Consider the following 25,058-nt stretch of genomic DNA (forward strand, 5'->3'; position numbering starts at 1 on the left):
CAGTTGTGGTTCTGATTTTCAGCCCGAATAACAGTGTTCTGCAAGTTGCCATACTGTGACCAACATTTTTCCAAAGGGTTTAGTAAAAACCTGACTATATAACAGGAGTTTAGCATGGCGATTAGTGCAGTTTTGCCATTAAAAGCGAGTGGTAGCTACGACGTAAACGATTTAAAGCGGGCTCATATCTTATTTACTTCATTAAAAACCTTTGTTGCCGAAGGAACCATCTCCGAGATTTTTGTGCTGGTTCCGGCCGCTGAAGTCGAGCTGGTGCAACAAGAATACGCCTGCTGGCAATCACTGAACATTAAAGTGATGGCCGAAGATGATTTATTACCAGAGTTTAAAAAGTATCCAAAAATGCGCGGCTGGCGCAAACAACAACTGCTGAAAATTGCCATAGCCAATTTAGTCGAAAATGAGTTTTATCTGACCCTTGATGCCGATGTGATTTGCCTGAAACCTTTGGATGAAAGCAAACTTATTATCGATGGCAAAGCTTTACTGCAATACGAACAAAGAGCACAGCACCCTAAATGGTGGAAATCCTCTGCCCGCATTCTGAATATGAGTCCGGATGTAGGTCCAAAAGAATTAGGTATGACAGTGACTCCGGCGCTGATGTCCAGAACCTTAAGCAAAAAGCTGATGCAGGAATTATCACCCAACAAAGCAGGTGAAAACTGGGTGGATGCTTTGTGTTCACTGCATGATCCAGCGAATCCAAAAAATTGGTGGATAGGTCGTTTCTTAAAACTTAAATGGACTGAATATTCGCTTTATTACCTGTGCGCGATGAAACTGGGTTTACTGGAGCAGTACCATATTATTGCAGGCACAGCTCAAACTCCGGCTTTGTTACTGATCCATGATTCACACCCTTATGAATCCTGGAACATAGCGGGCAGCTTTGATGTGGCTAACCCCGGGCTGTTTTGTGTGGTAGGCAGTAAAACTCGCTTGCCTCCCAAAGACGTCTGGTTGAAGGTTGCTCCTTTTATTCAGGGTTGTGCTGTGCAGCCTCCTTTATAAATACTACAAATAATGTTCCCTGACTGAATCTGCTTGCTATAGTCAAAGCAGATCTGTCGGGGAGTCATCTATGCGCTTTTTATTACTCTGCCTGTTTTGCTTTCAGTGCAGCACTTGCCTGGCCACAGCACGACAGATTGATGTCGGCGCATCCAATAATTTACCTCTTGATCACCCCAGTATCTTATTAATGGAAAAGGCCTATCAGCAATTAGGCTATCAGATGAAGCTGGTGGTTATGCCACTGGAACGCAGTGCTTATGAAAGCAATAAAGGACTGATGCTTGATGCAGAGCTTAGCCGAACAGCTGAAGCTGCTACCATGTTACCTAATATGGTCCGGGTCAAAGTACCTATAGGGCATATCCGTATTACAGCTTTTAGTCGTGATCCCGCCATCCAGATTAGGAACTGGAGAAGCCTGGACATTTGGCGAGTGGATGTTTTACGGGGCATTTATCTGGCCAAAATCAATATGCAGGGTCAACAATACACCGAAGTAAACACTATTTCGCAGGCTATACAGAGGGTGTTATCAGGCAGAACTGATATTGCAGTGCTCTTGGGGGATGAAACAGAATGGCTGTTAAAACAACAGGCTTATCAAGGTATTTACACTATTGCACCTGATTTGGCCAAAACCGAAATTTTTCATTATGTGCATGAACGTCATGCGGCTTTAGTTCCACAATTGGAAGCCGCACTACGTCAGTTAACTGTGCAGGTTCAGCGGTAAGACTTAAAACGTGCAGCATCCAGTATCGCAAACAAGTGTGCGATGCCGCCAATAATAGCCGGGATGAATAACCACCACAGTGCATAACCCACCACTGTGATTGCGAAAAACAGAATAGCTGCTATCAAACGGCCTTGTAACAGTTGACCTAAACCTGGGATAAACAAACTACATAATGCGGCTAATACGTTACCACCTGAGCCTTGTCCTGACATTTACTTTTACTCCGATTTACTTTTGCACTCAGCTTAACATAACAAAGCGGTCTGAAAACCCGCAGACTTTATTCGTCACAAAACATAACAAGGTAAAACTATCCTGTGCAGTAGAAATACAAAAGGGCGGTAAACACCGCCCTTTTGAGACAAACCGCAATTAAAAATCGTAGCGTAAACTCAACAACCAACTGCTAACATCATTCGCTTCCAATTGCAGTTGTTGATAACCCAAGCCGACTTTCCAGTCATCCGACACTTTGTAATTCAGTTGTACACCCAAGAACCAGTCTTTGCCGTCATCTGTTGAATATAAAGTGGTATCGCCCATCGTACTTTCGACTTCACTATCCCAATTCAAAACTCCCAATGGCACTTCCAGGTCCCACTGCTCGTTTTGCCATAAGGTAAAACGGCCAGCTATAGTCCAACCATCCACCAGCACAGGGCTCACAGCTTTGACCAATTCATGGTATTGCTCTGGAGTCAGACTATCACCGCTGATTTGACTGCTGGCTTCACCTGAGTCCTGATACCCTATTTCCAGCGAGAAATAAGGGTGCAGCTTGTAACCTAAAGTGATGCCATACAAGCTATCGCTGTCATCAAAGGCCGTGATGGTGCCGCTGGGTAACTCTTCTACCAGGCGGCTTTGTTTCTGATCGGCCTTACTCTGTCCTACCGCACCTTGCAGGTACCAATTTTCGCCCTGACTAAAAGGACTGAAAGAAAGCAATGCTACAGCGGCAACACCCAAGACTGAACGGCGACGCAACATCACAGCTCCTGCTAATACCATCCCCATCCACCAGGTCATACTGCCCCCACTTGATTTGTTATCCACTACTACATCCTGATAAGCGCGGACTGTCACGCTGACTGAACCCGTTGCTGAGTCGCCAGAGCTGTCTGTCACTGTATAACTGATGGTATCTACCCCAGCAAAACCTGCTTTTGGTGTGTAACGCAGGCGTTGATCAGTTTCAATACTGACAGTTCCTTCCAACGCACTGGCTGCACTAACGGTTAGCACATCACCCTCTGCATCTGTGTCATTGGTCAGAACAGCTATCAATATCGCTGTTCTGTCATCCGTGGATGCAGCGTCATTTACTGCCACTGGTGCAGTATTACTGAACACGTCCACCACCAATTCACTGCTTGCAGTGCCACCTTTGCCATCGGTAATACTGTATATCACTGTATCAGTACCAACAAAGTCAGGGTTTGGTGTGTAGCTTAACTGTTGATCAGCCAGAATAGTCACAGTACCGAAGCTACTGATTGCCTGATTGACTGTTAAAGCATCTCCGTCAACATCAGTGTCATTCGCCAGTACATTCACATCTATACTGCTGTCCACCAGAACCGAAGCTTCATCCGCTACTGCAACAGGCAGATTGTTACCATTAAGCTCAACGGCTACACCGCCCGGGTCAACAATAGCGCTGTTGGCAATACCGTCTGCATCGTTAGGACCACCATCTTCAACAGTAACCTGCACACACCAATGACCTTCGGTTAAACCTTCGGTCCAGACTGCATCACCTGGAGGAGGACAGAAACCGCGTTCACCCGCCGTACTGGATACCGAGTTACGCTCATTGCTGACAAAATCAACCCAACCAGTGACATCATTGAATTTACGATACACAGCATTGATAGGCACAGGTAAACGTTGTGGTATCACCAGGCTATAACTCTTACCCTGTTCAGGCAAACCGTAGGCGATAAAGTCAAAGATACCCCCTATGTTGACCGCCACATCGTCCGTCTCAATGGAGTCTTTTGCAATCTGTAAACCACCGGCATCTGTTTCGGCTGCAACAGTACCTAAACGTAAACAGACTCCAGGATCACCCTCGGCTACAAACTGAGTTTGTCCCAATAACTCTGTTGGCATCACATTACATTCGTTAATAGCGTCCTGATAATCCGGAATACCATCACCGTCTGTATCGGCAAAACCTTCCTGATCATCCGGCACTAAATCGCCATCAGTGTCACTGGTGCCTAAATTAGGCAGGCTTGGCCTTACCACAATAAAGACTCTGGATGTTGAAGACAAATTAGGTGCGCCATTATCCGTGGCCGTGTAGCTGACCTGATACAAACCAGGTCCCTGTTCTGCCGGATCAAAACTCAGTTGAGTTTGATCTGAGGTTACATTATTCAGACGACCAAAGCTCCATACACCTGTCACCTGGTCCTGTGGATTAGGATCAGTTACAGTGGCAACAACAGTCACTAAGCCATCACTTTCACCTACTGTCAGGCGGCTTTCGCTGTTCTGATTCACAGTTAAAGACACAACAGGAGCTAGATTCACTTCGCTGATGATGATGCGGCTGCTGCGCTGACTACCACGATTCACGCTGCTGTCCAGCGTAATAATGACATCTTCAGGTGACTCAGCGAGCGCATCTTCCAATGTATTAAAGCGAATGGTTGTGCTCAGGCCTGAGCTGATTTCAGCGACACCGGATACCAGCGTATGATCATTTACTCCAGCACTTCCAGTGACTATATAAGGGACCATTACAGGATATACAGGAGCAGGACCATTCAGTAACACCTGAACTTCTACTTCACTGCCTTCAGAAACCAGTTGATCTTTGCTTAAGGAGATCAGTGGATTCACCCGCACCCGCTGAGCTTTGGTCGCTGTATTACCATCAGCATCTGTCGCTTGCCAGTAGACTATATGCTCGCCCGGAGCAAAGAACAGACTACCGTTGATCAGCGATACCCGCAGGCGGCGACCATTACGATCCACTGCTGTTGCTGTACCAAGCTGCACGCGGGTAAAGAGTGCTGTGGCATTGACTTCGATGTCTGCAGGCACTGTAATCACCGGTAAGTTTGACGCTGCACCACCTTCGATAATCAGGTTCACATCAGCACTGTCACGTCCGCCGTTACCATCAGTCACTGTATAACGCAGACTGACAGGACCAACATAACGATCAGGCGTTGTAAGGGTTAAGCCCTGAGAATTAAAGGTAACGGTACCCACCGAAGTAGAAGCACCATCTATGGTCAGAGTATCTTCATCCACATCAGTGTCATTGGCTAACACTGCCAGTTGGTACTGACTATTGTCAGTTCGTTGCAGGCTGTAACTGTCATCTTCAACCACAGGGTTATCGTTCACCGCTGTGACGGTCAGACTGATAGTGGCCGCGGCAGAGCTGGATTCAGCATCATTTGCAACAAAACTAATACTGTCTGTGCCATTAAAGTCCTGTTCTGGTGTGTAGACCAACAAGCTACCTTGCACACTGGCAGTACCATGTTCTGGCTGAGTGACTATTTCAAAGCTCAATTCATCCTGATCCGGATCCTGCGCTGTCAGCGTCAGGCTCAGAGGAGTGTCTTCAGCTGTAGTTGCAGAGCTGTTTGCTACTACTGGTGCGTCGTTGGAGTTTGTCACTGTCAGCGTAAAGGCTGGCAGGGACGCACTTAAAGTACCATCAGATACACTAATCACAATACCTGCTGTTGCACCTACATCCGCATTAGCCGGCGTACCACTTAAAGCACCTGTCGCGGTGTTGAACGTTGCCCATGTCGGTTTATTCGCGATGCTGAAGGTCAGCGTTGTGCCAGTGTCTACATCCGCAGCTGTTGGCACAAAGCTATAGGCTGCACCCTGAGCTACTGTGACAGCAGGAGAACCCGTGATCGTTGGTGCATCATTGATATTAGTCACTGTCAGCGTAAAGGCTGGCAGGGAAGCACTTAGAGCGCCATCAGATACACTGATCACAATACCTGCTGTTGCACCTACATCCGTATTAGCCGGAGTACCAGTTAAAGCACCTGTCGCGGTGTTGAACGTTGCCCATGTCGGTTTATTCGCGATGCTGAAGGTCAGCGTTGTGCCAGTGTCTACATCCGCAGCTGTTGGCACAAAGCTATAAGCTGCGCCCTGAGCTACTGTGACAGCAGGAGAACCCGTGATGGTTGGTGCATCGTTGATATTAGTCACTGTCAGCGTAAAGGCTGGCAGGGAAGCACTTAGAGCGCCATCAGATACACTGATCACAATACCTGCTGTTGCACCTACATCCGTATTAGCCGGAGTACCACTTAAAGCACCTGTCGCGGTGTTGAACGTTGCCCATGTCGGTTTATTCGCGATGCTGAAGGTCAGCGTTGTGCCAGTGTCTACATCCGCAGCTGTTGGCACAAAGCCATAAGCTGCGCCCTGAGCTATTGTGACAGCAGGCGAACCCGTGATCGTTGGTGCATCGTTGATATTAGCCACTGTAATATTGAAGCTTTGATTGGCAAATAAACCCGCCGCATCAGTGACTCTCAATGTAACTGCATGTACACCTACATCACTATTACCTGGCGTACCGGACAACAGACCTGTGCCGGCATTAAAGTTTAGCCAGGCTGGCTTGGTCACCACTGAGCGGGTTAAGGTATCCCCCACATCCACATCAGTGCCTGCAAAGCTGTAGCTGTATGCTGCGCCCTGAGTGGCAACTGTAACTGCAGCAGAACTGACGACAGGTGCATCATTGGTGTTAGTTACTGTGATAGCAAAAGCCGACAAGGCAGCTGTCGCTGTGCCATCACTGACACTAATCACTATGCCACTGGTCGTACCGACATTGGCGTTTGTTGGAGTTCCTGTCAGTGCGCCTGTTGACGTACTGAACGTTGCCCAGACAGGTTTGTTACTGATACTAAACGTCAGCGTGGTACCAGTATCGGCATCAGTTGCTGTCGGAGTAAAACTGTAAGGACTGTCTTCGTTGACTGAAGTGGCAGCAGTACCCGAAATCACTGGTGTCGTGTTATAACGCTTGAGCACAGTGTCTGTGACCACTGAACCAGCATTGCCTACAACGTCGGTTAATGTGACACTTAACTGCAAGGTGGTTTCAGCCAGAGCCGTGACATTAATAGCTCCCACTTGCTGAGTTGCACCGCTAACAGTACCTGAGCCAGTTACAGAGTTTGTACCGTCTGACACGCTATAGTTGTAGGTTGCACCCACTTCAGCACCAGCAAAGACAAAACTCATGGCCGTCTGATTAGCGGCATTGATAATCTCCTGCACAATAGCAGCGCTGTAACCTGATGGTGGCAATAAGTCGATCGTCAGCTCGTTGGTAGACGCATCGTTACCGACGTTACCCTGCGCATCAGTGGCACTGATAGCTACATCGTAAACACCGTTGGTCAAAGCGCTGATTTGGTTGTCGGCCAGAGCCCAGCTGCCGTTGCCATTATTGACAGGCACGTAGGTATTGCCGCCCACCACCAGGCTTAAAACAGCTGTGGTGTCATCGACAGTACCAGCCAGAGCTGGCGTAGAGTCTGCGGTTGCCAGTGTAGTGACTGTCACTAGTGGTGCAACAGAATCCTGAGTGACAGTTGCCACATCCACTGGCGCAGATACATTACCTGCTTTGTCTTTGGCTATAACCACAAAGTTGTTTGCTGTGTTTGCCGTCAGAGGAACAGTCAATGACCAGATACCTGTGGTCACGCCACCAACTTCGGCACTGGCCAGCACGGTAGAGTCATCCGCTACACCGTCATTGTCGTTATCAGCAAATATTTCGACTATCACACCATCTTCGCTGTGAGTCCCTTCAATAAGCAGAGTCGGACTATTGACTGCATCGGCTGCAGACGGACTTGTTACCACAGGAGCAACCGGAGCTATGGAGTCTTCAGTAATAGTTGGCACATTGACTGCTGCCGAAATATTACCTGCAGCATCTTCAGCTACGGCGACATAGTTATGCGCAGTATCAGCTGTTAAAGGCTGTATCAGACTCCAGTTACCATCAGCATCTACCACAGCACTAACCAATACTCCGCCGTCTGCTGTACCGTCATCCCCTGTATCTGTGTACAAGTTAATCGTCAGACCAATTTCGGTATGAGTACCTTTAATTTCATAGTCTGCAGCATTTACAAAAACTGCTTCTGCCGGGTCTGTCACTACAGTCACTACAGGAGCTGTAGTATCGACCTTAGCATCAGAATTGTTGGTACCTGCAAAAGTCAGGACAGCATCATTATTGCCTGAATCACGAATCGTATCGCCATTCAGCACTATGCTGCTTGCAAGAATAGAAACACCTGAGCTGTCGGTATTTTGCCCTGCCAACACTGTGTAGCTATAAGTCAGTACAGTACCAGTTGCACTTACAAAAGCAGCCTGCTGGGTCGACCCATCAATATCTATACCTAAAGTAGAGTTAACACCAGACACTGTCACTGAATCATTTAATGTCACAGTAAAGTTAATGGTATCTCCGGCTTTATAGTTACCATCAGCAACAGCCACAGCCGTAACAGCAGGTACATTGGCATCTTTGAGCACAGTATCTGTGACCGCTGAACTGACGTTATCCGCATCATCCGTTAAGGTCAGGCTGATAGTTAAAGTGCCATCAATTAAACCTGTAACGTTGACTCCGCTGATTTGCTGCGCAGCAGAACTTACTGCGATACCAGACGCAGTAACAGGAGTGCCGCCATTGCTGCTGGTGATGGTGTATTCAGCTGTCGTGCCTACCTCAGCACCAGCCAAAGTAAAGCTAACTGTAGTTTGGTTCACGCTATCAATAGAAGCCTGATCAAAAGCCACACCAGTAATAGCAGGTGCATCATGATCGACTGTATGAGTACCACCGCTGGTAAAGGCAGCAACCTGATTACCCGCCAGATCGGTTATACCGGAAGCGTTAGTATCAAGTCGTAAAGTGCCAGTACCTGAAATAGTGCTCACTGTAACGTTGACACTGGTACCCGAAGCCACCGAAACACTGGCAGCAGTACCTGAGGCACTACCTGTTGCTGTTACAGTAAAATCGCCAGCCGCTAAACCATAAACCGTATCATTAAAGGCCACAGTGAAAATCACACTGGCGGCATTAGCTAAAGCGGCACCATCCGGAGTTGACCCCGTGACTGATGGTGCAGTGCTATCAATAGTCACTGACAATCCAGCAGAAGCCAGCGATTCATTATTAGCGGTATCTGTCGCTTTTACGGTCAGAGTATGAGCACCTTCACTCAGAGCCGAACTGGTAATACTCCAATTACCACTCCCATCGGCAGCTACAGTTCCAAGCGCGGTGGTTCCGTCTGTATCATATAAAGTAACAGAACTGTTTGCTTCCGCAGTACCAGTGATTGTTGGCGTGGTGTCGTTGGTAATATTATCTGTTGAACTCTCCCCTGTATCTGAGCCAGCCGCTAAATCAGGAGTTGCAGGTGCTGTCGGAGCTACCGCATCTACTAACACAGCAGCTGTGCTGCCTACAGAATTCAGAGTTAAAGTCAGGTTATTGCCACCGGCATCTTTTAAAGTACCGCCATTCAGATCCACGGCGGAGGAAACAGCAATACCATCACTGTCCGCATCACCCACTTGCACTGTGTAGCGGAATGTCAGCACGCCGGAACCTGAACCGGAAACATAAGTGGCGTACACAGTGGAAGCGCCAAGCGTCAGAGCAATACGTGGCGTTCCGCCAGCGGTGTTCACTGTAATATTTTGATTCGCGTTCACTGTGAAATCAAGGTTTTGCCCGACTTCATAAGTCGCATTAGCTGGCACGCCAACACTGCTGATAGTCGCCACAATAGTGTCGACTGTGGCATTGCTGCTGTCCGCTGTGGTGGTCAAATTTCCGGCGGTATCAGTTGCACTGACCGAAACATTCAGGTTAGTACCATCAATCACACCAGCCACTATGCTATAGGTAGCACTCCAGGTACCGCCGCTATTGGTCGCAGCGACAGCCGCACCACCACCAAATGGAGAGAAATCAATAGTAACAGTGCTGGCTACATCCGTATTGTTGTCGCCACCTGCACTATTGTTCCAACTGGCAGTAAGAGTATCGCCGACTATATAAGCACCACTGGTGCCTGAGCCTCCGGCAATGCTGATATTAGCATCTGTGACTGTGGGTGCTGTAGTATCAATAGTCACAGATAATCCGGTTGAAGCGACTGACTCATTACCCGCTGCATCTGTGGCTTTTACCGTCAGAGTATGAGCACCGTCAATCAGAGCTGAACTGGTAATACTCCAGTTACCACTGCCATCAGCAGGTATAGTTCCAAGCGCAGTGGTTCCGTCTGTATCATACAAAGTGACTGTGCTGTCCGCCTCTGCAGTACCAGTGAGTGTTGGAGTGGTGTCGTTAGTAATATTATCTGTCGAACTCCCCCCTGTATCTGAGCCTGCCGCTAAATCAGGAGTTGAAGGTGCTGCAGGAGGCGCAGCATCCACCAATACCGCAGCTGTGCTGCCTACAGAATTCAGAGTTAAGGTCAGATTATTGCCTGAACCGTCTTTTAAAGTACCACCATTCAGATCAATAGCTGCAGCAACTGCAATACCATCGGCATCCAAATCAGCAGCCTGAACTGTATAACGGAAAGTTAAATTAGGCGAAGCAGAGCCAGAGATATAACTGGCATAAACAGTTGAAGAACCAATGGTTAAAGCTAGACGCGGAGTGCCGCCAGTGCTGTCAACCACTACATCGCTTGCAGAAGCTATGCTGACAACAAAATCAAGGTTATCGCCCGCTTTGTAAGTTGCATTAGCAGGAACACTGACACTTGCCACGGCAGGCGCCACATTATCCACAGCGGCATTACTGCTGTCGGCCTGGGTTCTTGTATTGCCAGCATTATCCATTGCTGTGACAGACACATTAAGATTTGTCGCTTCAATAGCGCCCGAAGTCAGGGTATAAGTAGCCGTCCATGTGCCGCTGCTATTGGTTGCAGCTACAGCAGCACCACCACCAAAGGCTGAAAAATCAACTGTGGTTGCACTGATGGTATCGCTGTTATCGTCACCAATAGCGCTATTGTCCCAACTGGCAGTGACAGTGTCACCGATAATGTAGGCACCCGCAGTTCCAGTCCCGCCTGAAATACCGATATAAACATCGGACACAATAGGTGCAACAGTATCGACCGTCGCGTTAGTCGTATCTGCGGTGGTCGTGGTGTTGCCGGCGTTATCCACTGCACTGAAAGAGACATTACGGTTGGCAGCGTCAATCACACCAGCTGTGAGGGTATAGGTAGCTGTCCAGGTACCGCTATTATTAGTCGCAGCAACTGCGGCCCCACCACCAAAAGAGGAGAAATCTACTGTTGCGCCACTGATGGTATCGCTGTTGTTATCCCCCCCAGCTGTATTGTTCCAGCTAGCAGTGACCGTATCACCAATTTTATAAGCACCACCAGTACCTGTTGCACCTGAGATGCTGATGTTGGCATTGCTGACTGTCGGCGAGACGCTATCGACCGTGGCATTGGTGGTATCTGCTCTTGTAGTGCCACCTTGCGCATTACTTGCTGTCACACTGACATTGCGGTTAGCTGCATCTACAGCACCAGCTGTTATGGTGTAGCTTGCAGTCCAGGTGCCGCTACTTTCAGTTGCAGCCACTGCAGCGCCACCGCCAAAAGCTGAGAAATCAACCGTCACCCCAGTGATGCCTGAGTTATTGTCCCCACCAGCTGTATTGTTCCAGGTTGCTGTGACGGTATCGCCAATTTTATAAGCACCACCTGTGCCACTGGCACCTGAAATACTGATATTGCCATCTGTCACTGCTGGTGTTGAAACAACCAGCACACCAGTAGTCGCTCCCACCGAGTTCAGAGTTAAAGTCAGGGAGTTGGTCGCCGTATCTCTTAAAGTACCACCATTAGCATCAATAGCAGCCCCTACAGCTATACCATCAGTATCTACGTCTGTGATATCGACAGTGTAACGGAACAGTAGAGCACTGGTACCAGTGCCACTGACATAAGTAGCATACCTTGTGGTTGCGCCTATGGTTAAGGCGATACGAGGGGTACCGCCGCCAGTGCTTACTGTGACGTTTTCACTGGTATTGACAGTAAAATCAAGGTTTTGCCCTGAAGAATAGGTCGCATTGGCAGGAACAGAAACACTACTGACTGTAGGAGCAATACCATCAATAACCAGATTTTTATTAGCACCTAATGAATTTGCCGCACCAGGGCTGGCTAAAGTTAAAGTGGCGTTATTGGTGTCCGCATCACGGATGGTGCCACCATTTAATGCTAAAGCGCTGGTAGATGCATAATCCAGATCGGGGCTGCTATGACCTGTTGCCACAGTGTAATTAAAGGTAAGGGCTGTGGTGCCGGAACCAGAGGCGTAATTCAACACAGCATCTGTAGTACCGGTTTCTAACGTCAGTTGTGGTGTGCCTGTGACTGTCACTGCTTTTGAAAAGTTTACAGTAACAGCTATCACATCCCCTACTTTGTACGTGCCATTAGCTGTACTGCTACTGACAGAACTGACTACAGGAGCCACATCGTCATTGGTAATAGTGCCAACCCCTGTTGCGTCAGCTAAGGCCACAGTTTCTACATTGTTTGTAGGATTAGACAGGGTGATAGTGTAGGTTTCGTTCGGCTCGACTAGTCCGTCACCCAACACAGAAATATTAATAGTCGCTGTCTTTTGACCACCCGGAATAACGACAGAACCACTGGCGGCCGTGTAATCACTACCTGCTGTGCCTGTCCCATCGCTGGTGGCATAGTTTACGGTAGTATTTACACCTGAAGAGATATTTAAGCTGACCGTATGGGTAAAGGTTGCAGTCCCACTATTCCCCTCACTTGCAGTTACGTCGGAAATACTCATGCTCACGGAGCAGTCAGCATCTGTGGTACAAGCGGTAGTGAGGCTGTCGGCACATATGCCCGGCTGGCCAGGTACATGACCACCGGACAAACTGCTCGTGGTGCAGTTACCCACAACCCGAATAAGTTCCTGTGCATCACCGATAACTTTCAATCCATCGAAACGAGAACCAGCCTGACCTGAGTGGCTGTTTTTCTGCAGCATAGTGCTCAGATACTGTTGATTCATCGGCTGAAGTTTCAGCTTAGGTTCAGCTTGTGCTGTTACATTAGCTTTAGAGTCTGTTGCTACAGAGCTGAAGGCAGAGAAGCTGTCAAACGACGAAACCGAAGTCTGCGAAACTTCGGTTTGGGCCAAAACTACAGGCTTTTTATCACGCAGGGTGGATGACACGCTGCGGGGAGAAGCCGATGCCACCCCCGGGGCCATTGCGATCAGCAGCGGCAGGCCGCTTTTTAACCATTGATATTTTGTCGTCATCAGTTCACTCCTTCGCCCTGCCCGCATTGGTTTCTGCGTCCAGCTTTTTTGCTTAAAACACAAACAGCTCCGTTACCCTTGGGTCTTGCAGCCCCAGAATTTCTGGCTGTACCGATTCTTCAATAACTGCTACGTCATATAACTGGCTGACATCTCCATCAAAGCGACAGAATGCCACTATGGACATAGTGTTCATGTCCACTATATAGATGCCCGCATGCGATTCCTGATATTTCAGAGACACAGGCAAAGGCGCTGCTCTTTCGCTGTGGCGAAATTTGGAGCAACAAACGATCATATAATCCCGATAAAAGGTCATGGCTCTGGTAAAGCCCTGAACTTCAAGCACTGTTTCTGCAGTTTTTGTTCCCGGGTCGTAGCACATCACTGTGCCATGGCCGGAATTGCAGAGATACACCTTGTCTTTATACAGCTTGGGCGAATGTGGCATACATAAGCCTTCCAGCACTATCTCGTCAGTTTGCACATCAATCAGCAAACCTGTGCTTAAATCACTTTCAGCCCGCCAGCTACGTCCCTCAGTAAAAGCGCCAAAACAAGTGGCATATGCAGGTTTACCATCCCGCATCGCCATACAATTCAGGTGTCCTGCACCATCTCCTGTGGGCCCTTTCAGAAACTTAGGCCACCATTGCGGCTTAAAACTTAAGTCAGGTTGCAAAGTACAAATACAACTGAACCTGCTGTTTACCATCCATAATCCGCCTTGCCCCCATGCCACATCGTGAACGTTAATTTCACCTGTAATATGACTGTTACGGGGTAAAAATATGGAGTCAGCCTCCAGGCCAGCTTCATCAAAGCCAACAGATTGATCGTGGCGGTAATAGTTGATGATTTCTGTATAAGCAGCAACTGTCAGCTTATTTTCATGGACAGCCAAACCTCTTGGGCGCGCCATCGGGACTAAAAGAGTATCGATATTATCATTTTTTTGCCTGAATACAATAAGGCGCTGACAATCATAAGAAGTCACAGCCACAGAAATACGAAAAATTTGCAAAAATTCTAAAAATGACGGGGTGGCAGAGGATGAAAAATCATACAGCTCGTTTTGATAATCTGGCAGGTCGATAGTCCCTTTTTTAGAGTCTTCGTTTAGTGTAGACACTCCATATCCTCATTACATCAACAACTTAATTTAATTATTGCTAAGCTCAGCCAGAACTTTTTGTGCATTAAGCACCTTGTAACTAAACTCTGAGCCCTGCGGTATCTTCTGGATTTTCGCAGTTCCCGTTTCTGATAACAATAGCTGTATTTCCGCTGCCGTCAACTCCGGCCGCCACGACCTTAACAATGCTACGAACCCGGACACCAAAGCGGCCGAAGATGAAGTTTTGGCAAACATCTCATAACGTCGCCCCGGCAATTGACTAACCGTTAACACATAACTGGCAGCCGCAATATCTGCCGCAGGCCCCCAGCTGGCATCAGCTAATGTGCCCTGATGGTCGGTCGAACTGACCACCAGCAATTCATGTAATGCCGCTAATCCAACATTAGTTCTGAACTTAGGATCGGCAGCCACTATGATCACCACACCTTTGCCTTGTCTGGCTTCATAAGTCAGATACTGTAAATAATCTCTGACAGGTGCAGCTACCCAAGGCAATAACCAGCTGATATTAATTACATCAGCGCCTTGCTGCTCGGCCAAAGAAAAAGCCAGGAGTAGATTAGAAGTCCAGGGACGCTGTAACTTTAATGCGATCAGTTCAGAGTACGGCGCTATCCCCCAGGCATAACCCAGCGAGAATTTGTTTATATTTTGTACTTTATCAGGTTGTGCCCAGATTAGGCCAGCAACTTTATTACCGTGTTTTTGATGTGGCTCAGGCACAGCGCCTGGAATATTCAAATCAATATCCCAACTGAACCTGAGTTTAGTCTGGCGTAAGTCGGGTAAATTCAGCGAAACGCCTGTATCAATAACTGCCACTCTTGAGCCTTTGCCTTTGCTATAAGGCCAGATTTTTTCCAGCGCCAAATAATCTGCCACTGAAAAGGTCTGTTCATTCAGATACAAAGTGTTAAGTAAGGATGGCGCCTTTTCGGACTCTATGCGCATAGGCAATAAATCAGGTTGCACGTAGCTGACGCCTGGTACTTTTTCCAGAACAGCTATGTTTTGTAATGCGTCTTCAAGCGAGTTCAGAGAGAGTAGATAGACAAACTGTTGCTGGTAATGCAGCAACAACTCCATCTTTGTAATGAGTTTTTGCTGTTGCTCTGGTAATTCCTGCCGGGAAATGGCTCTGGAACTCACCACCAGTAAACGGTTGGCAACTTTTACCCGCAGCATCTCTGGCTTTAATAATGCAACAGCTTCTGTCTGCCGGGCATCAGACGGATTGTTAAACTCCAACCGATGTTTTTTTTCAGCCACAGCAAATTCATAATCAGCACACACCAAAGGACAGACCAGCAGTAAAACACTGCTTATAAGTTTCCACATCAAGGGCTTTCTTTCCTTTGTCTGTCGGCAAGAGCAGAGAGCATAATAAAAAAGACCTGAATATTCAGGTCTTTTTTATATAACCCGTTTTTTTAGTTACGGCTGGGGAACATACCAAACAACGCAATACAAAACGGGATCACTAAAAAAGGTTGCCGGTTTTCATGGGCTCCGCCCCCGCCCGCCACACCAAGCATAGTGGGAGCTAAAGGAACCAAACCTGTTGTCGTGTTGTTGTATGCCATTTGCTGCGCATTTGTTGGTAACAAAGACAGACTCAGGTAGCTGCCGCTGCCACTGCCTGATACTTTGGGTATACCTGCCATTTTGACTGTCATCAGATGGCTGTGTACAGGCATTTCCGTCTGGATTAAGGTGACAGTTGCAGCACCTTCAGCCTCCCCTATAACACGGGGGGTTAAACCAGGCCCATCGCCCTGATGCATCATGGCCCGGCCTTGTAGATTTGGTAAACCAAAATTACTGGTGCCATTGCCGCCATAATTCACACCTAATAACGAAAATAACGCGGTATTTTGTTGAATGGGCATTAACTGGCCAGCACAATAGGCAAAGTTGTGTGGCGCAAAACTATAAGGAAACTGCCGGATTTCCCCCACAAATGGTTCTGACATCATGCATCTCCTTAATTACGTGAAGGGAAAATACCCTGTAAACACAAAATAAAACTCATCGCCAAAAAAGGCATCATATTTTCATGTGGCTGGCCGCCACCTGCTGTACCGCCCGTATTTGGCAACATCTGCGCTACCCGGTTTGCTGTTTCTGTCGATGCCAGATAATGCAAACCCTGGCCTATTAACTGACCTGAAGGTGTGTTTAGGTTGGCGGCCGTATTAGACACCATAGCCTGATGGGTGTGAGCGGGAATTTGAGTCGTCACTAAAGTAACTGTTTCAGTGCCATACATCTGGCCCTGCACTCTGGCAGTTAAACCCGGACCAGTACCCAAACCTACAGGGACACGACCTCTGGCATCGGGTGCATTAAAGGTATTAACGCCATCGCCACCATAGGTTGTGCCTAACAGTGCATACAGCGCGTCGTACTGAGAAATAGCCAGACTTTGGCCGTTACAAAAGGCCCAGTCTCTTGGTGCAAAGGTGCCGGCAAAGACCCGGACTTCACCCATAAAAGGTGCTGACATAATTTGGCTCTCCTTAATTACGGGATGGGAATACGCCCTGCAGGGCGATGGAAAAACGCAACACTAAACTGGGTTGCAAATTACTGTGTGGCTGACTACCACCTGTAGCTACTATCGCATCAGCAGCTAAGGCAGCCAGATTGCTGTCGGGAGCCACATAATAAGACCCATCCGTTGGCATAGCACAGAGGTTTGCGCCGGTCGCAGGGCTTGGATTAGGGTTGTTTCCCGGCGTATTGCTTGCGTAAAATAAGTGGGTATGCTGTGGAATTTGTGTTGTCAGTAAAGTCACATTCTCCAGACCTCCGGGTTGGCCAGAAGTATAGGTAATACCTGAACTTGAGTCTGTACCCATACCTAAAGGCGTTCTGCCCCGATAATCAGGTAATGCAAAAGTTGTAGTGCCGTTGCCACCAAACACAGTACCCAATAATGAAAAAAGGGCCTGATTTTGATTAATCGCCAACTGCTGACCAGAGCAGTCAGTCCAATGCCGTGGGGCAAAGGGGATGGCGAACATTCTGACTTCACCTATATAAGGCATGGACATAATTATTGTTCTCCTGAAATGAAAGGAAACACTACAAACTCAGGTGCACAACACAGCTCACCTTGCGCAGTGTCAGTTCTTTTTGCGCGATACCACAATTTGATACTTATCTGCTGCATAAGGCGACATAAACAGCTGCACTTCACCAAAAGACGGGTGGCTAAACAGATAATTACCACTGGGGCAATGCACTTCTGCTGCACTGCTCAAGTCAACCGAAAAAGCTTCATACTCTTCGGTTGTAAAGCGGGGTAAAGAGACCTTGTCTACATTGAGCTGAACCATATTGTTGCTGCCATCCTTTAACTGGATCTGCTGGTTCAGCAAGGCCGTTAATGTATCGAAGTTAAATTGTTGCATTCTAGTTCCCAAATACCATGACCCTTTAGTCGCGCCAAATCAGCTTAGAAAAGTAAGCAGATAAAAGCCACTAAAAACCATAGATTTTAATAAGTTAATTTAAAAAGACACTCGCCACATTTTAGAGCCAAAACTCAAATAATGATTTTTTGTAAGGCAGGCGGATACCAGATCATCAGTTCGTAAGGCTGTTGCAGCGCTGTCGTGACAAACCCAAGCCGCTGGTACAAAACTTTGGCTACTGTATTTTCCTGCAACACGGTCAACGTCATAGGCACAGCCACTGCGGCGGAAGCCTGCTGAAAGGCCTGAACTACCGCAGCGCCTAAACCTTTGCCTCTGGCCGCTGGTATTAACGCCAGATCAATCAGCCGCACTTCATTTGGGCCAAAATCCAGCGTGGCTTTGCCTATGGCTTCGAGATGTTTTTCAATAATAAAATACATCGCATTCGGGTACGCATCGCCGTAGCCCTGAGTCTGAGCCCTGAATTGCATTTCCATCAGCTCTGCTTTTTGCTCTGCGGATACATCCATCAGTCCCAAATCGTCCCTTGTGGATTGATACAAAGCTTCCAGAAACACTTTGTCTTTGCCATTGGCCGGGCGCACTGACAACCCCTCTGGCAGTTGCAGCTTTTGCATAGCATATCCTTGTTTTATATTATGTTTTGGCTCAGCATAACTAAGAGGGTTTCAAATTACCAGCCGGTAGTTGCCGGGCTATACGATGAAAGGAAGAGCTAATGACAGCGTATTTTGTTCTGTCCACAGGACGTTGTGGCACCCAATGGCTGGCCGATACCTTACAGCTGTGGTCTGACAATTTTGTCGTACGGCATGAGCCTTTGCATTTTCAGTACAGGCCCGATCTCAACAGTCCATCAGCTCCGCTCACCCACAATGCAGAACTGCTGAAATCCCATTTGGACTTTATCCGGCAACAAATAGCACAAGGTTACGCTTATATTGAAACGGGTTTTCCATGCTGGCGGCATTTGGACTGGTTTCAACAACATTTGGAGCAGGTAAAAGTGGTGCATATCCACCGCGACCCGTTGCAGTCTGTACACTCGTTATTAAAACTGAACGCCTTTGTGCCGCCTTTTTTGCCACATTTGCCGATCAAAAACCTGTATCTTCCGGCTGATGAGCAGGATTTATTGCAGCAGCACAAAGCACTTTGGCCTGAATTAAATCCGGCGGAAAAGAACTTGTGGTATTGGGCTGAAGTACAGCATCAGGCTTTGCGTTATAAACAACACTGGCCAGAAGCCGACTGGCTGAGTCTGAGTTTTAGCCAGTTGTTTTCAGCAAAAAGCCAGCAGCAACTGGCCGCCTTTTTAGATATCCCCACCGCAAGCCACTGGCCTGTTCAGCAGAAGGTAGATCAGTTTGGTTTAGCTCTGCAGTCGCAGCCATTGGAGTTTCCGCGGCTCCGTCAATTTGAGCAAATCGCCCAACTGGCACAACGTCTGGGTTATGCCAGCCCCTGGCCTGATAACAGCTGATAACAGCTGTGCAGCCGCTGCCGGATCAGCTGTTGCTCCTGCGGCGTGAATTGCGTTGCCGGGTCTTGTGTCGCCGCAATAAATACCGTCTGCCGAGCCTTGGCATCCATAGTTCTGCGCTCTTGCCAGCGCAAAGCCTGTTGTTTATCCAGTGAAATACCCAGCAATGTGGCCAGTTCAGTGGCTGAAGTTGTGACCAGTTGCTTATAATCCAGCACCAGCACTGGCTTTTCCTGTTGCAATTCCAGCATAAAATCCGCCATCCGCCGGACCACTTCTACTCTGTATTCCAATAAGCTCAGCCCTTTTTGAATGCCGGACCAGAGCTCTGGTTGTTGCCGCACCATATGCCGGCCCGATACACGCTGGTGGGAAGCCAGAATAGCTTCAGGTTGGCGGATCAAACCCAGCAATCTGTTGTGTGGAAAAACCGCAATCCATAGCCGCCAGTGCTGTAAATCCCAGGCATTGCATTTAATCACCAGCTTGCTCTCCTGATGCCTGAACCTGCCCTGCAACCGCACCAGCAAATCCAGACACAGCGCCTGATAGTGACTCAGCTCAGGGTCCTGCAACACATCACTGATCAGCATAGATTCCGACAAAACCTTCAGCTCTGGCTCCAACATCAGACAACCCGACACCAGGGTAGAACCACATCTGGACCAGTGGAAGATCAGCAATTCAGGCTGTACCACAGGCAGGCTCTGTAGTTGTGCCAATAAAGGCTGCAGCTGTGTGACAGGCCGGATAAATTGCGCCAGCAAACTTTGCCGCCAGCTCACCAGATCATCTTCCAGAAAAGGCTGTTCAGGTTTTTGAAAAGCCGGGATCCATAGTAGTTGTTGCCCTGCCCTTTTGTAGGCATAAGGAAACCAGCAACGGCTGAACGGCTCCAGATCAGGCTGCACCAGTTGCTGGTTTTGCTCACGCAAAAATACCAGCATTTGCTGAAAATCCAGCTCTGGCCAGTGTAAAAAGCCAGCCATCAGGCGGACAAAATGCTCCAGCCCTTCACAACCCCATAAAGAGCGCAATTGCACTTCATTGTGCAGCAGTTGCTGGTACAGCTGCGGCCTGTTCATGGCATGGTGGCCGATAGCATAGTTGCCGGATACATATTGATGTATTGCACCATACGGGGCAAATGATGAAGATTACGACTGGCACCATGAGGCAAAGCCTGATGCCAGATAATTAAATCGCCCGCTTTGGCGGCTATGGCTTTAACCGGCCATTCAACCCAGTTTTGCTGCTGCAACTGCATAGCAGATTTACCTGAGTTTCTGATCCAATCATCAATCTGGTGATGAAAACCCGGCACACAACTAAAAGCGCCTTGTTGCTCTTCGGTGTCCGTTAAATAAATCAGTCCTTGAGTGGCATAAGGCACTGGCGCTATCAGTTCCGCATCCCAATGCATATCGGGTCCGGGGAAAGACCAAAGCGCAGTTTCCGGTGGATTAAAACTCACTCTGTCTGTGGTCATGACTAAATCGGTGCGCTGCCAAAGCTGCTGAAAAATCTGCCGGATCAGCGGTACCTCACGATTGGCATCCAGCACTGGATGGCGAAACAGTTGCAGCATAATTTTCTGCATTTTGTCCGTTTTCTGATACCAGCTGTCTGGTTGCTGTGGATCCGCCTGCAAATACTGCCAAATCACCTCACGGCTTTGCCGGCATTGCTCTGCGCTTAATACGCCGGGGATCACCAGATAACCTTCACGCTGCCAGAACTCTAATTGCTCAGCTGTCAGTACCACAGGCAGCGGCGTGGCGGATTGCTGCTGCAAATCCTGCAGTTGCTGATTCAGCGCATCGACGTCCAGTTGCTGTAGATAAGGCGCTAAAAAGGCAGCAAAGTCGCTTAATCGGCCACAGCGATGTAAAGCCTGAATACCAGGTTCCAGCCCAATCCCAGACAAATCCAGCAGAGCTTTATCCAGAACCCACTCCTCTGTGGTTGAGTCCTGCAACTTTTTATAGCGTTTGAGCATCGCCTTTTGCCATAACCTTTTGGCATGGAATAAACCAGCACAACTGGTGTCGCTACTATCGCACAAGGTTGGCCATAACTCGGTGTACTGAAATTCAAAGTCCGGTTCACCCAACTGCTGGTATTGAAAGCGCACAACCGAAGCTGGCTGCAGCATCAGTCGCTGTTTATAACGGGGTAAGGTAAGTTGTGACTGCTGTTCTTTAAGCCAGTGATCCCGGTACACCTGCACTTCTGTGGTTAACTTCAGATCCACTGGCCCTGCTTCAAACTCAGGCAAACACAGCTCGCCGTAAAAAGCCGACTGATCACCAGAGGCCAAAGTGCGGCATAAGGCTAAATCCAGCGTAAATAATGGCCCAAGCCACTGCTGCTTTTTCTGCTGTTGTTCAGTCCACTCCAGATACGCATCCAGTTTAATTTGTTGTGGGATGAGCTGACCTTGTGCAGTTAAAAATTGCTGCAAATGACAAAATACCTGCACCTGAGGCTCTTGCTGCAGCAGATGTTTCATCGTCTCCGACAGGATCAAATCAAAGCCCTGTGTTGATTTGGGTTGCCATGTTGTGGCATCGGCACAGACCCAGTCGCAAATCCGATCCGATAAGGCAAAACGATCGGTCAGACCTTTCAAACTTTGTAATGACCACTGATGAATGTCCAAAGCTGTGACCTGAAGCTGCTTTGCAGTAAACAGAGGTAACAAGGGTAATAACAACCAGCCTAAGGGGCCTGTGCCTGCATACAATAAGCGCACCGGTTGAGTGGGTTTCAGCTGCAGCTGATCACAAATAGCCTGATACAGTCCTTGGGTAAAGACCCGGCCCCGTTCTGCGTCTTCCGCACATTGAGCTGCAGTAGTAGGTGAAACTGCCTTGCCATAAGCTGTAGCTGTTGCATCTGGATCGGTAAAGAATTCCGGATGTAATTCAAGATCAATCAGGTCACACAGCTTATGCAGCACTGGGTCCACCAGTTGTTTGGATAAACCAGAAGACGGGCAATCCAGCAAAGCACGGCCAAAACGCTCCAGATCAGCACAGTTAAAGAGTTCTTTGTTCTGCTGCTTTTGCACAGACTTGCTCCTTCAGCCAAGGGGTCACCACACAGTCCAGCACCAGATTAATTCTGCTGCCAGCTCCAAGATTTTCGACGCTATGCGTTTGATCCGCATTGATGTACCAAATTTGCCCTTCCTGCATAGGCACAGTTTGCCCTGCGACATAAAAATACAGCTGAGGGTTAGACTGCAGACATAAATGCAAACGGGCTTCGCCCTGTTCCAGACAAAGCCCATGATCGCGGTGTGGTTTGATCACAGCCTGTGGGTGTAGCCGCATCAAACGGGCCGCTTTGACAGGGCAAGGCCAACTGGCCAGAAAGTGATTCAGAGCTGGGGCTAGCTCAAGCACAGGCAAATCCACCCAGTGCTCAGCCTCTGTCAGGGTAAAACTTTGTAAAATACCGTGAGCATGTTGATGTTCTGCGGCACAACGCAGCGGCAGTACATCCCATTCGCCCTGATAATCCCGCCTGTTGACATGTTCTATCCATGGCTGAGCTTCCAGCAGCCGCAGTTCCTGTTGGATTTGCTGATAATTCTCCGCATATCCAAGGAAAGAAAAATGACAAATACTCATAGCTAAATCACTGGTTTTCCTCTATAAAATCCAGACTAACAGAAAAAAGGAACTTAGAAAGCTCTGGCCGGAAAATTCCTTTAGCCCACCAGGTATCACTTAGTTGGCAGCAAAGGTTTGGATTGCATGAATGAGTTAAAGCAGGTGCTGGATTTTTTCGACGCTATAGGTATCCACTACCAGTTGGAAGCTTTACCAGCATCCGGCTTTTTACCAGGCATTCTGATCAAAAATGGCACCTTGCTGATTGACCCGGAGCAACTGAGTTATCCGGGGGATTTATTGCACGAAGCCGGACATATAGCAGTGATGCCGGAATCAACCCGGCATCTGTTAAATGACAATGTCAATGAATCAGCAGGTCAGGGACCGGCAGAGGAAATGGCTGCTATTGCCTGGTCTTGGGCAGCATTGCGGTATTTAAAGTTGCCCCCGGAGTTTTTATTCCATAGCGAGGGCTATAAGGGCGGTTCAGAGTCTTATATTGAGGCCTTTACTACGGGCAGCGGTTTTGGCCACCCCATGCTGAGCTGGTATGGCATGTGTAAAGCTGCAGGCTCCGAAGCTGGTTATCCTCAGATGAACCTCTGGTTGAGACCTTAAGCTTATTGCTGCAAAATAAAATGCAGCTGGTTACGCACCGCTTCCGGATCTAAATGGGTAAAAGGCAAAATCAAATCCATTTTGCCGTTCTGGTCTAAATCGGCTGTGGTCGCCAGCATGCCGTTCAGAGGTATCGCCTGTTTTAATCTGATGCTTTTGCTGCTGAATAGTTTTTCTTTGGCGCTTTGATACAGCTTCAGATGGTCTTCATCCCCTATTAACAGCAAAGCCGGAGCCTGCTCTGACACCAGCACTTTCAGTACCGGCAAATTGACCTGTGCATTGCCAATGCTGACCTGAGCTGTGGCGTCCTGCCGGTATACAGCTTTATCAGGGAATTTGCCACTTTGCAGCTGAGGGAAAAATTGCAGCTCCATATTGGCTGTGCCCGCCAGCAAAGCCCGCACTAAAGTACCAATGCCAAATTCGGCAGCTGGGGTGAAAAAGTCCAGTTTCTTATCATTATTCAGGTCAGTAAATTCAGGTTCAGACTGAATACCTTTGGTGTTGATCCGTGCATCAGGTTGTGCTTTAAATTGCAGGCCGTCCGCCCCTGTTTGACCGTAATGGATACGGTAGCTATAGCTTTGCTCCACCGCATCGGCAAATTGCTCCTGACGTACGATCAGGTCGGCGATACTGTCGTTATTTAAATCTTTCACATCATACAGTCTGTTGATAGACAACCCTTTAAAGCTGCGGCCATCACCACCCCGCACTTCAGCCAAGGCATCAGGTGTTAAACCAAGCCCCAGCTCTACAGTCTGAGCCACTGTAGAAAAGCCAGTTTCAGTTTGCAGATACAACACCAGGCTATCGTCTATTGCAAAAGCGATGTCAGTGCGACCATCCGCATTCCAATCCAGAAAACGGGCTTTACGGATACTGTAATCCGGGTTTTCATCAAATAAGCGGGATTTAGCCTCCACGGCCAAAGAGAATTTAGTAAAACTACCGTCCTGTTGCTGCATATACACATGATGAGCATTAAAGTCAGGCACTATAAAGTCGGATAAACCATCATTATTAAAGTCGTAGACAAAGTCCAGTTTCAACAATCGTTTGCCATCCACAGTGCGATATAAGGACTCGGTGTTCAGCAAGCGCTGCCAACTGCTGTCTTGTGCGTTAAAAGCACTGACTCCTTGACTACCAAATACAACAAGTTGTTCGCCCGGCTGACCTTTGAGCTGAGCTTTATGAAAAAACTGCGCCTGTGTTGGGATAGGGACCTGTTTTGCACTGTTTGTGGTTAAATCGACCCAACTTAACCAGCGACTGTCTGAAGAATGACCAGATTGCAACAAAGCTTTGGCGCCGGGAATAAATAAGCTATCGCCATTAGCCGGATGCTCCAGTTGCACCTGTACTTGCTTAAACTCCGAAGCCATTAATGGCTCGGCGCTCATAACTACTGTGGCAACTAAAGCAGCGAGATACTTCAACTTCATCATTCCCTTTGACTCCGATTTGAACGATACGAGATTCTTCTACGTTAAAAGCTGCTAATCGGAGGTTTAAGCCTTAAAAAAGTTCCTGCCCTGCCCGATAACAGCGTAAAATATTGAATTGTTTTCTGTTCCAACCG

General features: G+C 48.1%; 17 protein-coding genes. 4 read left to right on the forward strand and 13 right to left on the reverse strand.

Features of this window, described 5'->3' with window-relative positions:
* Positions 1–114 precede the first annotated feature (114 nt).
* Together LSG34_RS19930 and LSG34_RS19935 are read left to right on the forward strand one after the other, a co-directional pair.
* Complete coding sequence (locus LSG34_RS19930) at positions 115–1,035, forward strand: DUF6492 family protein (protein WP_233011091.1); 921 nt, start codon at positions 115–117, stop codon at positions 1,033–1,035.
* 70 nt (positions 1,036–1,105) lie between these two features.
* Positions 1,106–1,771: a hypothetical protein gene (locus LSG34_RS19935; protein WP_233011092.1), complete on the forward strand. Its 666-nt coding sequence runs from the start codon at positions 1,106–1,108 to the stop codon at positions 1,769–1,771.
* Here LSG34_RS19935 and LSG34_RS19940 read toward each other — a convergent pair.
* The 9 genes from LSG34_RS19940 to LSG34_RS19980 form a co-directional block, all read right to left on the reverse strand.
* Positions 1,762–1,986, reverse strand: a complete 225-nt coding sequence (locus LSG34_RS19940; RefSeq protein WP_233011093.1) for a hypothetical protein — start codon at positions 1,984–1,986, stop codon at positions 1,762–1,764. The two genes, LSG34_RS19935 and LSG34_RS19940, sit on opposite strands and share 10 nt — an antisense overlap.
* 160 nt (positions 1,987–2,146) lie before the next feature.
* On the reverse strand, positions 2,147–13,162 hold the full coding sequence (locus LSG34_RS19945) for an Ig-like domain-containing protein (protein ID WP_233011094.1): 11,016 nt from the start codon (positions 13,160–13,162) through the stop codon (positions 2,147–2,149).
* A 52-nt stretch (positions 13,163–13,214) separates the two neighbouring features.
* Complete coding sequence (locus LSG34_RS19950) at positions 13,215–14,294, reverse strand: TIGR03032 family protein (RefSeq protein ID WP_233011095.1); 1,080 nt, start codon at positions 14,292–14,294, stop codon at positions 13,215–13,217.
* Positions 14,295–14,324: 30 nt separating this feature from the next.
* A complete protein-coding gene (locus tag LSG34_RS19955) occupies positions 14,325–15,641 on the reverse strand; it encodes a S8 family peptidase (RefSeq protein WP_233011096.1) in 1,317 nt (438 codons plus the stop codon).
* 92 nt (positions 15,642–15,733) lie between these two features.
* Positions 15,734–16,276, reverse strand: coding sequence for a phage tail protein (locus LSG34_RS19960; protein WP_233011097.1), 543 nt, complete (start codon positions 16,274–16,276; stop codon positions 15,734–15,736).
* Between the two features lie 11 nt (positions 16,277–16,287).
* Positions 16,288–16,809, reverse strand: a complete 522-nt coding sequence (locus LSG34_RS19965) for a phage tail protein (RefSeq protein ID WP_233011098.1) — start codon at positions 16,807–16,809, stop codon at positions 16,288–16,290.
* 13 nt (positions 16,810–16,822) lie between these two features.
* Positions 16,823–17,359: a phage tail protein gene (locus LSG34_RS19970; RefSeq protein WP_233011099.1), complete on the reverse strand. Its 537-nt coding sequence runs from the start codon at positions 17,357–17,359 to the stop codon at positions 16,823–16,825.
* Between the two features lie 72 nt (positions 17,360–17,431).
* The gene (locus LSG34_RS19975) at positions 17,432–17,719 is read right to left on the reverse strand and encodes a DUF6916 family protein (RefSeq protein WP_233011100.1); all 288 of its coding nucleotides are present in this window, start codon (positions 17,717–17,719) and stop codon (positions 17,432–17,434) included.
* A 134-nt stretch (positions 17,720–17,853) separates the two neighbouring features.
* Positions 17,854–18,363, reverse strand: a complete 510-nt coding sequence (locus LSG34_RS19980; protein ID WP_233011101.1) for a GNAT family N-acetyltransferase — start codon at positions 18,361–18,363, stop codon at positions 17,854–17,856.
* 101 nt (positions 18,364–18,464) lie between these two features.
* On the opposite strand from LSG34_RS19980, the gene LSG34_RS19985 reads away from it, so the two are divergent.
* Complete coding sequence (locus tag LSG34_RS19985) at positions 18,465–19,229, forward strand: hypothetical protein (protein ID WP_233011102.1); 765 nt, start codon at positions 18,465–18,467, stop codon at positions 19,227–19,229.
* Here the strand turns inward: LSG34_RS19985 and LSG34_RS19990 are convergent.
* From LSG34_RS19990 to LSG34_RS20000, 3 genes are read right to left on the reverse strand one after another with little or no spacing between them, the layout of a single operon-like run.
* On the reverse strand, positions 19,199–20,314 hold the full coding sequence (locus LSG34_RS19990; protein WP_233011103.1) for a hypothetical protein: 1,116 nt from the start codon (positions 20,312–20,314) through the stop codon (positions 19,199–19,201). The genes LSG34_RS19985 and LSG34_RS19990 overlap by 31 nt on opposite strands.
* Positions 20,311–22,302: a phytanoyl-CoA dioxygenase family protein gene (locus tag LSG34_RS20890; RefSeq protein WP_233011104.1), complete on the reverse strand. Its 1,992-nt coding sequence runs from the start codon at positions 22,300–22,302 to the stop codon at positions 20,311–20,313. Before LSG34_RS20890 ends, LSG34_RS19990 begins: the two co-directional genes overlap by 4 nt.
* Positions 22,271–22,867, reverse strand: a complete 597-nt coding sequence (locus LSG34_RS20000) for an aspartyl/asparaginyl beta-hydroxylase domain-containing protein (RefSeq protein WP_233011105.1) — start codon at positions 22,865–22,867, stop codon at positions 22,271–22,273. The genes LSG34_RS20890 and LSG34_RS20000 overlap by 32 nt, the downstream gene beginning before the upstream one ends.
* A gap of 126 nt (positions 22,868–22,993) precedes the next feature.
* Here LSG34_RS20000 and LSG34_RS20005 point away from each other — a divergent pair, with 126 nt between their 5' ends.
* Complete coding sequence (locus LSG34_RS20005) at positions 22,994–23,470, forward strand: hypothetical protein (protein ID WP_233011106.1); 477 nt, start codon at positions 22,994–22,996, stop codon at positions 23,468–23,470.
* Between the two features lie 2 nt (positions 23,471–23,472).
* Here LSG34_RS20005 and LSG34_RS20010 read toward each other — a convergent pair whose 3' ends face one another.
* A complete protein-coding gene (locus tag LSG34_RS20010) occupies positions 23,473–24,924 on the reverse strand; it encodes an FG-GAP repeat domain-containing protein (RefSeq protein WP_233011107.1) in 1,452 nt (483 codons plus the stop codon).
* Positions 24,925–25,058: the final 134 nt, after the last annotated feature.

This window comes from Rheinheimera faecalis (assembly GCF_021290965.1).
GTDB lineage: Bacteria > Pseudomonadota > Gammaproteobacteria > Enterobacterales > Alteromonadaceae > Pararheinheimera > Pararheinheimera faecalis.